General features: G+C 45.0%; 10 protein-coding genes and 1 pseudogene. All 11 read right to left on the bottom strand.

Going from position 1 to position 15,370, the window contains the following annotated elements; translation table 11 throughout:
- Positions 1 to 2: 2 nt before the first annotated feature.
- Positions 3 to 1,022, bottom strand: a complete 1,020-nt coding sequence (locus LIZ66_RS10840) for a methionine ABC transporter ATP-binding protein (protein ID WP_173719240.1) — start codon at positions 1,020 to 1,022, stop codon at positions 3 to 5.
- Positions 1,023 to 1,477: 455 nt separating this feature from the next.
- The gene (locus LIZ66_RS10835; protein WP_195409241.1) at positions 1,478 to 2,389 is read right to left on the bottom strand and encodes a LysR family transcriptional regulator; all 912 of its coding nucleotides are present in this window, start codon (positions 2,387 to 2,389) and stop codon (positions 1,478 to 1,480) included.
- A 65-nt stretch (positions 2,390 to 2,454) separates the two neighbouring features.
- Positions 2,455 to 3,558, bottom strand: a pseudogene (locus LIZ66_RS10830) (AAA family ATPase); the annotation flags it as partial.
- A gap of 222 nt (positions 3,559 to 3,780) precedes the next feature.
- Positions 3,781 to 4,536: a hypothetical protein gene (locus LIZ66_RS10825; RefSeq protein WP_173715776.1), complete on the bottom strand. Its 756-nt coding sequence runs from the start codon at positions 4,534 to 4,536 to the stop codon at positions 3,781 to 3,783.
- 328 nt (positions 4,537 to 4,864) lie between these two features.
- A complete protein-coding gene (locus LIZ66_RS10820) occupies positions 4,865 to 6,022 on the bottom strand; it encodes a DUF4317 domain-containing protein (RefSeq protein WP_118583706.1) in 1,158 nt (385 codons plus the stop codon).
- A gap of 179 nt (positions 6,023 to 6,201) precedes the next feature.
- The gene (locus tag LIZ66_RS10815) at positions 6,202 to 7,203 is read right to left on the bottom strand and encodes an asparaginase (protein ID WP_118583704.1); all 1,002 of its coding nucleotides are present in this window, start codon (positions 7,201 to 7,203) and stop codon (positions 6,202 to 6,204) included.
- A gap of 240 nt (positions 7,204 to 7,443) precedes the next feature.
- A complete protein-coding gene (locus LIZ66_RS10810) occupies positions 7,444 to 8,778 on the bottom strand; it encodes an FKBP-type peptidylprolyl isomerase (RefSeq protein WP_173734764.1) in 1,335 nt (444 codons plus the stop codon).
- 236 nt (positions 8,779 to 9,014) lie between these two features.
- Positions 9,015 to 12,353: a transcription-repair coupling factor gene (mfd, locus tag LIZ66_RS10805; protein ID WP_173772129.1), complete on the bottom strand. Its 3,339-nt coding sequence runs from the start codon at positions 12,351 to 12,353 to the stop codon at positions 9,015 to 9,017.
- A 152-nt stretch (positions 12,354 to 12,505) separates the two neighbouring features.
- Positions 12,506 to 13,084, bottom strand: a complete 579-nt coding sequence (gene pth, locus LIZ66_RS10800) for an aminoacyl-tRNA hydrolase (RefSeq protein WP_173734766.1) — start codon at positions 13,082 to 13,084, stop codon at positions 12,506 to 12,508.
- A gap of 113 nt (positions 13,085 to 13,197) precedes the next feature.
- A complete protein-coding gene (locus LIZ66_RS10795) occupies positions 13,198 to 14,148 on the bottom strand; it encodes a TIGR03943 family putative permease subunit (protein WP_148461569.1) in 951 nt (316 codons plus the stop codon).
- A 113-nt stretch (positions 14,149 to 14,261) separates the two neighbouring features.
- The gene (locus LIZ66_RS10790) at positions 14,262 to 15,356 is read right to left on the bottom strand and encodes a CobW family GTP-binding protein (RefSeq protein WP_227200813.1); all 1,095 of its coding nucleotides are present in this window, start codon (positions 15,354 to 15,356) and stop codon (positions 14,262 to 14,264) included.
- Positions 15,357 to 15,370 lie beyond the last annotated feature (14 nt).

Below are 15,370 nucleotides of genomic sequence, written 5' to 3'. Positions count from 1 at the left end.
AATCAGTTCGCCTCCCCTATCTCAAGTCCACGTTCTGTAAGGAATTTCTTCATCTCCGGTACATTGGTACTGTCACTCATGAACTGGAGGATCATTTCTCCTTTGGCTACACCGCCTACGTTTTTGGTGTTTGCCTTCAGAATGTTTACAGGTTCGTGGAAGGTTAATATAAGGTTTGCGATTACTGGTTCGAATGCGGAGTTCTCAGAGAATACGATTCGAACGATTTCGCCGTCCTGGATTTCTGACTGGGTAAGCTTTTTGCTTTCTACGTCGTTTCCAGAATCCTTGCTAATCAGTTCTTTGGCTACCTGTGATTTCGGGTGGCTGAAGATTTCTTCTACAAGGCCTTGTTCTTTTACTTCACCGTCTTTCATAATTGCCACATGAGTACAAATCTCACGGACAACTGACATCTGGTGGGTAATGATCACAATGGTGATTCCGAATTTCTGATTGATGTCCTGCAAAAGTTCAAGTATGGAGGATGTGGTCTGGGGATCCAGAGCGCTTGTGGCTTCGTCACAGAGCAGTATCTGTGGATCGGAGGCCAGGGCTCTGGCGATTGCCACTCTTTGTTTCTGTCCACCGGAGAGCTGTGCGGGATATGCTTTCGCTCTGTCTGCCAGTCCTACGATTTCCAGAAGCTCCAGGGCTTTTGCTCTTGCTTCGGCTTTTTTCTTCCCCTGGATGTACAGTGGGAAGCAGACGTTTTCCAGTACGTTTTTCTGCATGAGCAGGTTAAAATGCTGGAAAATCATTCCTATTTTCTCTCGCTCTTTGCGGAGTTCTTTTGGGGAAAATTCGCTGAGGGATTTTCCGTCTATTAATACTTTTCCTTCGGATGGTACTTCCAGAAAGTTCATACATCGTACCAGGGTACTTTTTCCTGCACCGGACATTCCGATGATTCCGTAGATGTCTCCGGTTTCAATGGAGAGGCTTACGTGTTTCAGGGCTTGTACGGAACCGTCTTTGGTTTCGAAGGTTTTGCTCACATCTTGGATTAATATTGAAGACATGTCTTTCCTCTTTCCTTTAAGTGGTGTTTCATCGTCGATATGGTTACTATAACACAATTGGAGTAAAAGTGTTAATTCTTAAAAGTTTGGGCTAGTTATAGGGTAAGGCTATAGCTAAAGTGGACGCCAGCGGGGGAGGGATAAATCACGCTCGCCGTCGCAACGTTCTGGTGAGCTAATGACTAACTGCGACTAATGCGCTCGGGAGAGCCCTCTCGCATAAGTCTCCGTAAGTCATGGATCTCACCGCCACTAAGGGCGCTCCTTAAATGGCTCGCTTAGATTTATCCCTCCCCCACTGGCTGTGTACTGGTTGGTGAACAGTTGAGCGAAGCGGACGTTTGGGCGGGAAGGCGCTGCGCTGTTTCCGCCCAAACTGAAAGTGGGGGGGGTGGGTGTAGTGGGGGGGTAGGTTCAGCTTTAGTTCCAAATGGAAGTTTATGTAAGTGTGTGGATTATCGTAATGCTTTGTCTTTGTATTTGGCAATTTCTTCCAGGTACTTCTGTCCTAACTTGCTAATCGTGGTTCCTTTTCTTGCAAGGTAGCCGATGGTCATGACCTCGTCGGAGTCTAGCTTCACGGCGCAGTAGTCGGAGCCGTTTAGTTCTTCGCAGATGATTCCGGAGCAGAGAGTGTAGCCGTTGAGACCTACCATTAGGTTCAGGAGGGTGGCACGGTCGTTGGCTTTGATGAGGCGTTTGTATTCGTAGGTGCTCAGGACTTCTTCGGCGAAGTAGAAGGAGTTGTAGGTGCCTTGCTCGAAGGAGAGGCAAGGGTATTCGCGAAGGTCTTCCAGGGTGATCAGGTAGCGGTCAGCAAGGGGATGGCCTTTCCACATGTAGACGTAGATGCTGCACTCCAGGATTGGGTGGAATTCCAGGTTGAATTCGTGAAAAAGTTTCTCCAGGACTTTGTGGTTGAAGTCGTTCAGGTAAAGGATGCCGATCTCGCTTTTGAAGTCTTTTACATCGGTGATGATGTCGTAGGTGCGGGTTTCGTGGACGGCGAATTCGTATTCGTCCATTCCGAACTGCTTCACCATTTCCACGAAGGCATTTACTGCGAAGGTGTAGTGCTGCATGGAAACACTGAATTTCTTCTTGGTATGTTCTTTGGAAACGTATTTGGATTCGATCAGTTCGTATTGCTCTACCACCTGGCGGGCGTAGCCCAGGAATTCCTCTCCCTCTGGGGTGACGGAAATTCCACGGTTTGTCCTGCGGAAAAGTTCTATACCGATTTCCTCCTCCAGTTCACGGATTGCCGAAGATAAGCTTGGCTGTGATATAAAAAGATTCCGGGCAGCTTCATTCATAGAATTGGAATTCGCCACCGTAATCGCGTAACGAAGTTGTGCCAGAGTCATATGGATTCCTCTTTTCTGTATTGTATTTTCAAACTAGCTTTTACATATATATCTAAAAATGCACAGATAAATTTTAAGCGAATATCATTATTTGGAATGAAAACAGTCTTTTCTGCATAATGATACCCCAGATACCCCAAATGAATCAACAATGTCAACACATCATCTTTAATTCTGAAAGTTATCATATCGTTGGTAAAAATTCCTGTATTTACTGGTACTGCTTCTCCTGCAATCATTCTCAGAACATCATCCCGGAGTCCTTCAAAATTCATATCAATATAAATCTGCAATGCCTCAAAAGTCTCTGTCTGATTCCAATAATTTCCCAGTTTTCCAAGGCGCATGCAGCTCACAACCGACTTCGGGCTGTATACAGATTCTACTTCTTCAAAAGAATAACCATCATACCAGTTTTTGATCTCATTAATATCCATCTGATACTTCTGGCAAAGTGCTTCTACTTCTTTTTCTGTAAAACCTACATATTCAGCCAAGGGGCCCGGATCAATCATTGAAAATTCATCGAACATATTCAGTGCACTGTGGGTTCCGTATTTCTTTATTGGCAAAATTCCCGTCATATAGGCAAGATAAATGTATTCTTTATCCTTAAGCAGATCACGCAGAAAATCAAGGTAAATCTCCTGCGCAGCCTTATCATGTTTGAACTCCCGGAAAATACAATCCCACTCGTCAATAATAACTATAAAAGGGCACTCACTTTCTGCAAAAATATCCTGCATAGTTTCCGCCAGATCATTTTCGTCATATAATTCCACCTCAGGGTACTGTTTCTTCAATTCGCGGATTACTTTGCCTTCTACTCTCTCCAACAATTCCTTCACATTTGAACTTCTGCTCAAAAATTCCTGCATGTTCAGAAAAATGGTATCGTATTTATTCAAATGTTCCTCAAAGCTTTCATCCTTGGCAATTTCCAAACCGGAAAAGAGTTCTCTGGAATCACAGCCCTTACTGTAATAAGCCGTAAGCATATCTGCTGCCATAGACTTTCCAAAACGCCTTGGTCTGCTGACACATACACAGGACTGCAGCGTATCGACAATACTATTTGTATATTTTATTAATCCTGTTTTATCCACGTAAATATCCGAATTCACCGCTCTTTTGAATTTATTATTCCCCGGATTCAGGTAGCTTCCCATAAGACAGCCGTCCTTTCTGCGATTTTGCGTTACCAATAAACAATAACAATTTTCTTCTATATTAACACAGCACTGCGATTTATTCCACTGAGGATTTTTGCCAGTCTTTAATACGAAAAAAGGGTGTATGACTAAAAAAGCCAAACACCACATTTCTATAGCCCGAGAATGGTACACAGCCTGACACCTTTTTGAAAAAAGCTTTCAGCCGCATCCCTCCTCTTATTCTGTATAACTATTCCCATTCTCATCCGTCCAGGTTCCGTCGCCGTTGTCAATATAACCAGTGCCATTATCATCCATATAGTAATAATCTCCATTAGTTGTTTCTGTAACTGTCACACCGTTTCCATTGGCATCCTGTAATACATGCTGCTCTAACTCGGCACCAAAATAATGGGTACTGTCATTTAAGGACTGGTAGGTCTTTCCATTTTCATCTGTAAAATAAACATCGTCATCGGTGCTGTATTCCATACCGTCAGCATCTACATATTCGCAGTCATAATTTTTATAAATTGTTCTTTCTACAGAAACTGTATTTCCATCACTATCATACAGGGTGATTGTTGTGGTGGAAAGAATATCGGATGTAGCATCTGTTGTGGCAGTTGTGGTATTACTTGTCGTACCAGCTGTGGCATTACCTGCTATACTGGCTGTGGTATTCCCTGCCGCACCACCTGTGGTATTACCTGCTGTACTGGCTGTGGTATTCCCTGCCGCGCCACCTGTAGTATTACCTGCTGTGCTATTTGCGGTATTACCTGCTGCACCACTTGCAGTATTACCTGCCGTACCAATGGAACTTACAGTATTTGATCTCTTCGTGGATGAAGAAGCCTTTTTATTTGAAGATACTATATTTGCAGCAGAATCAGAGGCAGAATTTCCGGTATTTTCTAAAGTTCCAGCTGAACAACCACTTAATGTCACCGCCGCCATAAGTGCTATCATTTTAACCAGTTTCATTTTCATAGTAAAATCCCCTTTCATTTTCTACTTTTGTAGAAGTCGGTTATATACTACATCTGTAGAAATTAAATGTCAATCACTTTTTCTACAATCGTAGAATTATTTAGGTTTTACTTCTGATATTCTTAATTCCAGATTACGCCCCAAAATCATTCCCACAATTTGCATGCCCCCATTATGAAACCCTCATCCAGGCAAAAACAGGAAGGATGCAACTCGCCAAGAATTGCATCCTTCCTGTTTTAAAACTATTTGTTTTACAACTATTTCTTTTACAACAAGCCTTTTATATTTCATATTCGGCAAAAAAATTTTATCACAACCAAGAATATTACTCAAACTCTTCCTCGGATTCCTCACTGCTCTCCCCGCCCATCCGCACACGGATTCCGTTGATCTCTACGTCTTCCATAGGAATCACCAGACACTTGCGGCCGTCAATGATCCTGGTCTCCACCAGTTCCACTTTATCTGGTTCAACATGGATCACTACATCCGGAGTTTTGATCTCGAATTTACGGGTATTGGTAATATTAGAGGCTACCATGGTGGCTTTTTCACCGGCTACAGCCTCATACTGGTTATCAAAAGTTTCCAGTTTCTCGTCTTCTACACCGCAGTCCTCAAAGAGACGTTTCACCTCAGACTGAGTGAGCACAACCGGGTCTGGGGAATCTTTCTGTGCTTCAATGATCTCGTTCAATTTCTCATGGATTCCAATAACGGTGTCATACTGGCAGTCGTCACCAAGGGTTTCCTCCACCAGCATGTTGAAAGAATCACGCTGTCCGCCTGCAGAAAGCGGAGCAGTACAGCCAAACACTTCATCCACAAAAATATCGTGAAGCTGCTCTGCATTCTTAGAATAGTAGAGCATGCCGTGGATGTCTGTGCTTCTGTCATTAAATAACGGGAAAAGGAAGCCGTTCTCTGGCATTTCCACGATCCAGTCACGGATACGGTCCTGGATCAAATTTGCCTCCGCATTGTAGCAAAGACCTGCCTTAGACAGCTTCACTGGACAGATACTGCAAAGAAGGTGCTCATAAATCTCTTCAGAAGCATCATCCATATCGATTCCATCTGAAGTTCTTCCCGGGATATCGTACACAGCGTGTACCAGGATTATGTAGTAATTTTCCGGATAATCGTAATTTTCAATAATTTTGTCATAAAAGCTCTCGATTAAAGCGTCATCCTTCAGTTTACTGGCGCGGAGCTTCATGAGAAATTCGTGTTTGCCGCCCTCTTTTTCCTCTGCCAGTGGGAATTCCATATTCATCAGGTTCTTTCCAAGAGTACCAGAAAGGGTTTTCTTGAATATTTCAAAATATTTGAACATTTCTTCCTCCGAAAGGGAAAGGAATGCTTCTTTCAGTTCTGTTTTTTTATTCTTTTCAGCATCCACATAGCATCCACAAATTCTGGTAATGTTGCAGTTGGCTGGTGTCAGCTGTTTCTTGATTTCAGAAATTTCTTTTTTGTTCATTTATATATGTCCTCCAGTATTCCAGAAAATATGTTTTCAAAACCGATATCCCATCTCTGATATGAATTTGAGTCTGTTGCCTTGCTCTCCATTCATAAAGATTCTCTGAAAGTATTATCAGCTCTATGATTTCAGCTTTTTTATTTTAGCTTAACACTCCAGAAAATTTCAAGACTTACTTACAGGAACAATAAATCATGATTAATGGTCGTATAAAATAACTCCTTAAACTTCTCCATATCCCGTGTCTGTCCCAGCGCCCACATCATTTTCGTCACAGACGCCTCCAGCGTCATATCATACGACTCCAGCACCGGGAACCGTTCCTTGATGACCTTTCCAACCTGATAAACTTCCATGTCGCTTCCCTCATGGGTAACCTGGGTCGCCATGCACACAGGCTTGCCAGCTTCAATCCAATGCGCGATCGCATCTATAAAATTATCATTTTCGTAATGAGGCAGACCGCCTACGCCGAAGGATTCAATGATCAGTCCGGAATAAGAGGGAAAAAGAGCATCCAATACTTTCCCGTCAATCCCCGGAATCAATTTGAGCAGAAAAATCTTCTGATTCATCTCATGATAAAACACCAGTGGCTTGGTGGACTGGTCTTTGTCATCAATATAAAAAATAATCTTCTGATCGTGAATGGATGCAATATCCGGATAATTAATACTGGAAAAGGCATTGTAACTTTTGGAAAATTCCTTCTTTGCTCTGGTTCCTGCGATCACTTTTCCCCCAAACACAATGGAAATTCCATGAGCGCGGTCGTGAGAGGCAAAGCGGAGACTGTCCAGAAGATTGGAACGTGCATCTGTAATTGCCAGGTCAATAGGTTTCTGGGCACCGGTAATCACGATAGGTCTGCGGTTATTCTGGATCAGATAAGACAAAGCAGCAGCTGTATATGCCATAGTGTCCGTTCCATGGCAAAGCACAAAGCCATCATAAAATTCATATTTGGATTCGATCAGTCTGGCCAGCTTCAGCCAATGGTCTGCACACACATTGGTACTGTCCAGGGCAAAAGGCTGAACGGTATCAATGGTGCAGAATTCCCGGGCTTCAGGAATATATTCCAACAGCTCATCTGCGGAAATCTGCGGTGCCAGCCCCTCTGCTGTATATTTGGAAGCAATGGTTCCCCCGGTTGCAATAAGAAGTATCTTTTTCATGTTGTCCCCCTGTGTAATTGTTATCCACATGTTCAATCTGCTGTACCTGCATTTTCTGAAACCTTACTTTGTAGCGAAAAGCTTTTTTCATAAGTATTTTACTTTGTATAGACAAAGGGCCCGCCCGAATCACCCCAGGCAGGCTCTTTTATCATTTTCTCCACTTTATATAATCTCAATTCTTTCAGAAAACATTTTGCAATACATACGATACAACAAGTTTCGATCTTTATCTCACTTTTAGTTCTCCTCAGTTGTCTCTTCTGCAGTATCCTCTGCGTTCTCCTCAGAATCAGCGCTCTCGCTGCTGTCCTCGGCCTTGCTGTCTGCACTGTCCTCTTCTGCAGTCTCGTCTGTACTGTCAGCGCTGTCTGTGGTATCAGCTTCCTCTGCGCTGTCGCTCTTTGCAGCATCTGTCTCAGCAGTATCAGCATCCTCGTCCTCATCTGCTGCCTCGGCATCCTCAGAAGTAGTATCCTCGGTAGCATCTGTTGTATCAGCTGCTGCATCTTCACTTGTATCCGCTGTAGTCTCCTTAATTGTAAAGCTGTGCTCATCTGTAATTGTCAAAGTAGAAAGCACCTTATCATTTACAGTAATATCAGCATCATCCAGCCATTTCTGAGTTGTCTCGGAATAGTATTCGCTGCGCTTGGTGTTCTCAAGGGACTCTTTCTTGGAAGCGGTTGCATCCTCGTCTTTTACTTTGTCCATCCGAAGTACATATACGCTGCTATCAGTCTCAACCAGCTCGTCGTAAACCTCTCCATCCTTCAGAGTTCTCAGCGCTTCTACAACAGCGTCATCATAAGAATTGGAAATATCCTCATCATCACTGTCATTTGTGAAAATAGTTCCGGTCAGTCCGCTGTAAGTATCATCAACAGCCTTGGCTGTCTCGCCCATGTCTGCTGTCGGATCCTCTTTCATCTTATCCAGGATCTCCTGTGCCTGCTCCTTGCGGGTAGCAATATCATCATCGGTAAGGTCATCTCCACTGATGGAAATACTTACATAGCTGAAAGAAGACTGCTGTGCCTCCTCATCCGTTATGTTAACCTCAGCCTCGTTGCGGATCGGATCGTAAATTCTCTGACGATAAGTCTCAAGCTCCAGAAGAGTCTTAACCTGATCTTCGGAAACAGCAAGCTCCTTCAGAGTGTCCTCGTCATTGTCCTGCATAAACTGTGCTGCTGCATCTGCAATAGCAGTCTCATCATCAGAAGTAACCTCAACGCCATAGTCTGCTGCCTTCTCCTTCATGATGTACATCAGCTCAACCTGCTCCAGGAACTGTCCTACAGCCTGCTCACCGTACGTAGTACCAGCATCCTCATCTACTACCTGGCTCCAGATATTTCCTGCACTTCCCATAAAGCTCTTATACATGGCAACGGTCTGTGCCTGTGACTCACGTGCATACAGACTTACAACACCCATAGGAATGTCTGTGCCATCTACAGTCGCAACGGTTTTCTCTCCATCTATAGACTTACTTCCACATCCGGAAAGCATTCCAATTGCCATTACGCCACTTAATGCCACTACGGTTGTGTTCTTCACGATTTTCTTCATATTGATCACCAATTACCCTTTCACTGATGTGCCGCTTAGTCACCACGCACAGCCGACATGATTTCCCAATGCGGACACGCTAATAAGAGTATAAAACTTTTTTCCCATGAGGGCAAGTAGAAAGGGGAAAATCTGATAGAATTCACACAATTTTCGCGAATTTCCATCGGATCTTCCCCACCCAAAACCTACTTTAAATCAAAATATCCGAAAGCATTCAACAGCCCAGCCGTCTACTACTTTTCGCTCTTTCCTTCCTCTTCCACCAATTCCATCAGTTCCTTTGCAAACACCGTCAGCGCCTGCACAATATCCCCCACCGGTGCAAACAGGAACTTCGGTTCTTTATCCGGTTTAAACTGCAGCTGTCTGCGGTACTTGGCAACCAGCGGCGGAATTCCTTCCGGGTTCAGATGTGCATTTTCGTAAAGGGTGATCCTGATCTCACGCTGCATCTGCTTGATTTCCGTAATGTAGCCCTGATGTGCCAGTGCTTTCAGTCTTGCAATAGCCAGCAGATTCAGCACTGCTTTCGGCGGCTCCCCAAACCGGTCGATCAGCTCTTCCAGCATATCATCATACTCCTGCTGGGACTCAATCCCTGCAATGCGCTTATAAATATCCAGTTTCTGGAATTCATTGCTGATGTAGGTGTCCGGGATAAAAGCATCCATATTCAGGTCAATGGTAGTCTCGAAGTCTTCCATGGTATGAATACCCTTTGCCTCCTTGACCGCCTCGCTAAGCATTTTACAGTAAAGATCATAGCCCACTGCGTTCATATGCCCATGCTGCTGTGCTCCCAGCAGATTTCCAGCCCCTCGAAGCTCCAGATCACGCATGGCGATCTTAAATCCGCTTCCCAGATCTGTAAACTCACGGATAGCAGAAAGTCGTTTTTCCGCCACTTCCCGAAGCATGGTGTTCCTTCGGTACATCAGAAACGCATACGCTGTCCTGTTGGAACGTCCGATCCTGCCTCGCAGCTGATAAAGCTGGGAAAGCCCATACTTGTCAGAATCATGGATGATCATGGTATTTACATTGGAAATATCCAGTCCTGTCTCGATAATAGTAGTGGAAACCAGCACATCAATGTCCCCATTGATAAAGTCATACATAACCCGTTCCAGTTCTCTCTCGCTCATCTGTCCATGGGCAAAATCCACCCTTGCGTCCGGCACCAGCTTGGAAATCCGCAGGGCAACCTCATCAATATCTGTAACCCGGTTATAAACATAATAAACCTGGCCGCCTCTTCGCAGTTCTCTTCCGATAGCTTCCCTGACAGTCTCCTCATCATACTCCATCACATAAGTCTGGATCGGCATACGATCCATAGGCGGCTCCTCCAGCACACTCATGTCACGGATTCCGATCATACTCATATGAAGGGTTCGTGGAATGGGTGTCGCAGTCAGAGTCAGAACATCAATATCCTTTTTCAGCTGCTTGATTTTCTCCTTGTGAGTAACGCCGAAACGCTGTTCCTCGTCAACGATCAGAAGCCCCAGATTCTTATACTCCACATCCTTGGAAAGAACTCTGTGGGTACCGATCACAACGTCTACCTGTCCTTTTTTCAGATCCTGCAAAGTCTTTTTCTGCTGGGCAGGTGTACGGAATCGGCAAAGCAGATCCACGCGCACCGGAAACTCCTTCATTCTCTGGACAAAGGTGTTGTACACCTGCTGCGCCAAAATGGTAGTTGGTGCAAGGTAAACAACCTGCCGGCTCTCCTGCACCTCTTTAAACGCTGCGCGAAGAGCAACCTCCGTCTTACCATATCCAACATCTCCGCACACCAGACGATCCATGATCTTGGTGCTCTCCATATCCCGCTTGGTATCCTCGATGGCGTTCAGCTGATCCTCTGTCTCCTCATATGGGAACATTTCCTCAAATTCCTTTTGCCACACTGTATCCGGACCGCACACATAACCTTCTTTTTCCTGGCGCACAGCGTAAAGCTCCACCAGCTCTTTGGCGATATTTTTGACAGCGCCCTTTACCTTGGACTTCGTGCGGTTCCACTCCTGGGTTCCCAGCTTGTTCAACTTCGGTGCCTTGGCTGTATCTGCGCCGGAATATTTCTGCAGCGCATCCAGCTGCGTTGCCAGAATATACAGATTACTTCCATCACGATATTCAATCTTGATATAGTCTTTTAAGACCTTATCTACTTCAACTTTCTCAATTCCACGGTAAATTCCCAGTCCATGCTTTTCATGGACCACATAATCCCCGATAGACAGCTCTGCAAAATCCTGGATCCGCTTGCCGTTGTAGACTTTTTTCTTTTTCTTTTTTTTCTGCTCCTGGCCGAAAATATCGGACTCTGTGATCACCGCAAATTTGATCAGCGGATACTCAAAGCCTTTCCGGGCGTGTCCATAGAGAACCATAATTTCCCCTGGATTGATCACGCGGTCATAATCTGAACCGTAAAAAGCATTCAGCTCATGCTCCTGCAAATCCTTTGCCAGACGCTCCGCCCTTGTCCTGGAACCGGAAAGCAAGGCAATCTGGTAGCCTTTTTTCTTATACTTTCTCAGATCCTCCACCAGAAGCTCAAAGCTGCTGTTATAAGAAGTTACGCTCTGCACCGTCAGATTATATTTCTCCGGGGCAAAATTCCACTCCACGCCTCTTGGCTCCAATGCCGACAACGACACTGCACGAAGTTTATTCAGCTCTTTCTGAACCTTGGAAAATTCACAAAGCCACTGAACCGGAAGGTTCTTTTCTCCTTTTTCTTCACGATGTGTGCGGCTGGCGGCATACTCTTCCTCCACGCCCAGTCCGTTTTCCAAAATACGGTTGGGTTCATCCAGAAACAGAAGCATTTTTTCCCTGGGAAAATAATCCACAAAAGATACCATCTTTTTGCCGTTATTCCACTCCACAGCCGGATAAATGGCAATCTCATCCAGATTTTCAAGAGAGCGCTGGCTCTCTGCGTCAAAGCTTCGGATAGAATCCACTTCATCTCCCCACAGCTCAATTCTCCATGGATTCTCTTCTGTAAGGGAATAAATATCTACAATACCACCGCGCACAGAAAACTGTCCCGGCATTTCCACCTGTCCTACGCGTTCATATCCAAGCTGTACAAGGGTATTTTTCAGTACATCCATGTTGATCACGCTGTCAGAATAGAAATGAAGCACCTTTTTCCCGATTTCTTCCAGGGGCATCAGATAGTCCATACAGCCGTCAATGCTGGTAACCACAGTCAGTTCCTTCTGCTCCAGAAGTGCCTTTACCACACACATTCTCTGGCGGATCAACAGATTTCCCTGAATATCTGCCTGGAAAAAGAGAAGATCCTTCGCCGGGTAAAACATGGTATTTTTGTCATAAAAGCGCAAGTCCTCGAAGATTTCCTTAGCCTGGCGCTCATCTCCTGCGATCACAAGGCGCATAGGTGTTTTGCCGGAAAGCCCATGGATCAGATGTGCCTTCTGGGATTCCAGGCAGCCTGTGATCTGCACAATGCCCTGATTTTTCTCAAGGCTTTTCTCTATTTCTTCAAATTCTGCCATCCCCTTCAGGGGCTGGGTAAATGAAAGCATGGCTTTCCTCCTTTTCTCAAAAGCCTCACCTCAGAGCCCACCCAAAACATGAAACCATTCCTGCAAGTTATCTGCACGTCATAATTTTCACAAAGCTTTTGGGGGACGCTCCAGGGGCAAAAGAAGCCCAGCTTGTTGCTGGACTTCCTTTGTTACTCAGTAACCCTCTTTCGGTTGTATTCATTCATCGCCGCATCCGGACCATCTGTTATGATTTTTTCTACAGCGTCTGCTGCAAACTCAATTGCTTCATCCACGAGCTTGCGGTCCCCGGATGAAAAACGGCCAAGCACATGGTCTGCCAGATTCCATCCTTTTGGTTTGGCTCCTACACCAATTTTTACACGCATAAATTTCTGTGTGCCAAGTCTGCCAATAATGTCCTTCAGACCATTATGGCCGCCTGCACTGCCCTGCTTCCGGATACGAAGCTGTCCCGGCTCCAGATCAATATCGTCCTGAATAATGATCAGCTCACTCTCCGGATCGATTTTGAAATAAGCAGCCATCTCCTGTACCGGACCACCGCTTAAATTCATAAAGGACAAAGGTTTCATAAAGATTACCTTCTCTCCTCCGATGAATCCGGAACCGTACATAGCATTAAATTTTACGCCGCCCTGCGGAATCTTATGACGTTCCACAAGCACATCGATCGTATCAAAACCCATATTGTGGCGGGTCGCCTCATACTGCTTCCCGGGGTTTCCCAGTCCAACAACTAAATACATAATCTTATTTTCCTTATTCTACTACGAAAGTCCTCCACAGCAATTCCAAAGCTCTAGAGCCGCAGCCTGCTTAACCAATAGCATAAAGCAGATGACTTTCATTTATTATCAAATTAGTTGAAATAAACCATCTCATCAGCCAGAGGTTCGCACGGGGTCACATTCTCTGCATAAAGAACAATTCCCTCGCCCTGGTACTCAGAACGGTTTTCAAAGGCAACCTTGGCAGTCACCTCAACCCACTCGCCGGGCTTCAGCTTCGGTGCATATGCACTCTTACAGATATATCCCAGGAATGAAGTATCATCTGCACAGCAGGTCATGGCAGTACGTCCCGGAATGAAGAACTTGCTGCCCATACCTCTCGGACGTCTTGCACGAGCCTTAAAGCGAAGAGTTTTTCCCACATAACGATCCGGATGATCCATAGCATCTACAAACCAGATTCCGTAATCTTCAGGCGGAATATCTACAATCTCTGCATCCAGGTCAAATGGCATCTGATCTGCGAAAATATCCGTCATCTCGCCTTCTTCGTCCTCAAAAATAACCTCTGCACTTGGGTTTACAACCTTAATGCTTCTGCGGAAGTTTGCAAGAGGATATTCTTTCTTGCTGCGGTTAAACACAACCATATCCGCATTACGAACCATATCCATAAAAATGGATTTCATATTCTGCATATATACCTGGAATGTGCTTGCATCTACACAGGTAATGTGCTGTTCAATTCCCCAGCCTGCCGGGAGCTTCATCTCCTCGAATTTGCTTACCAGCCACATTCCATTATATTCCATAACCACACGCTCCGGCTGGTGGATAATATCCAGTGCCTGAAGGCGCTCTGGTGTAAAATCTTCTTCTTTCTCAATAACCTCGACTACAACATTATCTTTTGCAAGAGCCTCTTCATCGTACTCTTCCTCTCCCTCCTCGCAGAGAATGAGAAGTGTCTTTCCCTCTGTACGGAAGTAATCCTGCTGGAGGGTAAAGCTGAGGAAAGAGGTCTTGCCGCTTTCCAGAAAGCCGGTTATGAGATAAATCGGTACTGTAATTTCATCCATTTACAGAAACCTCCCTGTATTTTTCTTAAAAGCAGTGCATTCACGTAATACCGCTTATAAACAGCAACAAATAAGCTTACAAAAAGCCTTTTATCCCGTTTATATGTCAATCATTAAGCTACGCCGAACAGCTTGGCCAGTTTCTCTTCATTTAACTTGGAACCAATTACGCAAAGACGTCCGGTGTACTCTGGTGAACCTTCACGGATCTCAGTTTCTTCCGGAACCATGTCGAAGTAGATCCAGGTTCCGTCCTCTGCCGGAAGCATTCCCTTAGCACGAAGGATCACGCCATACTCTTCAGAAGCGGAAAGGCTCTCCAGCATTTTCTCAAGCCCTTCTCTTGTAAACTTCTTAATAGTCTCACGTCCCCAGCTGGTAAATACTTCGTCTGCGTGATGATGGTGATGATCATGATGATGTCCGCAGCCACATTCTTCATCATGGTCGTGATGATGCTCATGATCGTGGTCATGTCCGCAGCCGCACTCGTCATCATGGTCGTGATGATGATGCTCGTGATCGTGGTCATGTCCGCAGCCACACTCGTCATCATGGTCGTGATGGTGATGATGTTCATGCTCCTCTTTCAGCAGCTCATCCGCCAGAGATACCGGATGCTCCATAACCTCCAGGATTTTCTTTCCATCCAGCTTCTCAATCGGAGTGGTAATAATAGCTGCCTTCTCATTGATAGAACGAAGAAGCTCCATAGACTCCATTGCTTTCTTCTCGTCTACAATATCGGTACGGCTCATGATAATCGCGCCTGCATACTGAACCTGATTGTCAAAGAACTCGCCGAAGTTTCTCATATACATTTTGCATTTCTTGGCATCAACAACTGTAGTGTAGCTGTTCAGCTGAATATCAACATCCTCTTCCACACCCTGTACAGCCTTGATAACGTCGGAAAGCTTACCAACACCTGATGGCTCGATCAGGATACGGTCCGGATGATACTTCTCTACAACTTCCTTCAGGGAAGCACCAAAATCTCCAACCAGAGAACAGCAGATACATCCGGAGTTCATCTCACGGATCTCGATTCCGGCATCTTTCAGGAATCCCCCGTCAATACCAATCTCACCGAACTCATTCTCGATCAAAACTACCTGCTCACCTTCAAATGCTTCTTTCAGCAGTTTCTTAATAAGAGTTGTCTTACCAGCTCCAAGGAAACCGGAGATAATGTCAATCTTTACCATTTTGTATTCCCCTT

Origin of the sequence: Blautia faecis (assembly GCF_020554845.1) — a bacterium.
Taxonomy (GTDB): domain Bacteria; phylum Bacillota; class Clostridia; order Lachnospirales; family Lachnospiraceae; genus Blautia_A; species Blautia_A faecis.
This window is presented reverse-complemented; position numbering and strand designations above follow the sequence as displayed.

Coding starts and splice junctions, on each gene's coding strand:
- LIZ66_RS10840 (WP_173719240.1), bottom strand. CDS start 1,022: ATGTCTTCAATATTAATCCAAGATGTGAGCAAAACCTTCGAAACCAAA.
- LIZ66_RS10835 (WP_195409241.1), bottom strand. CDS start 2,389: ATGACTCTGGCACAACTTCGTTACGCGATTACGGTGGCGAATTCCAAT.
- LIZ66_RS10825 (WP_173715776.1), bottom strand. CDS start 4,536: ATGAAAATGAAACTGGTTAAAATGATAGCACTTATGGCGGCGGTGACA.
- LIZ66_RS10820 (WP_118583706.1), bottom strand. CDS start 6,022: ATGAACAAAAAAGAAATTTCTGAAATCAAGAAACAGCTGACACCAGCC.
- LIZ66_RS10815 (WP_118583704.1), bottom strand. CDS start 7,203: ATGAAAAAGATACTTCTTATTGCAACCGGGGGAACCATTGCTTCCAAA.
- LIZ66_RS10810 (WP_173734764.1), bottom strand. CDS start 8,778: ATGAAGAAAATCGTGAAGAACACAACCGTAGTGGCATTAAGTGGCGTA.
- mfd (WP_173772129.1), bottom strand. CDS start 12,353: ATGCTTTCATTTACCCAGCCCCTGAAGGGGATGGCAGAATTTGAAGAA.
- pth (WP_173734766.1), bottom strand. CDS start 13,084: ATGTATTTAGTTGTTGGACTGGGAAACCCCGGGAAGCAGTATGAGGCG.
- LIZ66_RS10795 (WP_148461569.1), bottom strand. CDS start 14,148: ATGGATGAAATTACAGTACCGATTTATCTCATAACCGGCTTTCTGGAA.
- LIZ66_RS10790 (WP_227200813.1), bottom strand. CDS start 15,356: ATGGTAAAGATTGACATTATCTCCGGTTTCCTTGGAGCTGGTAAGACA.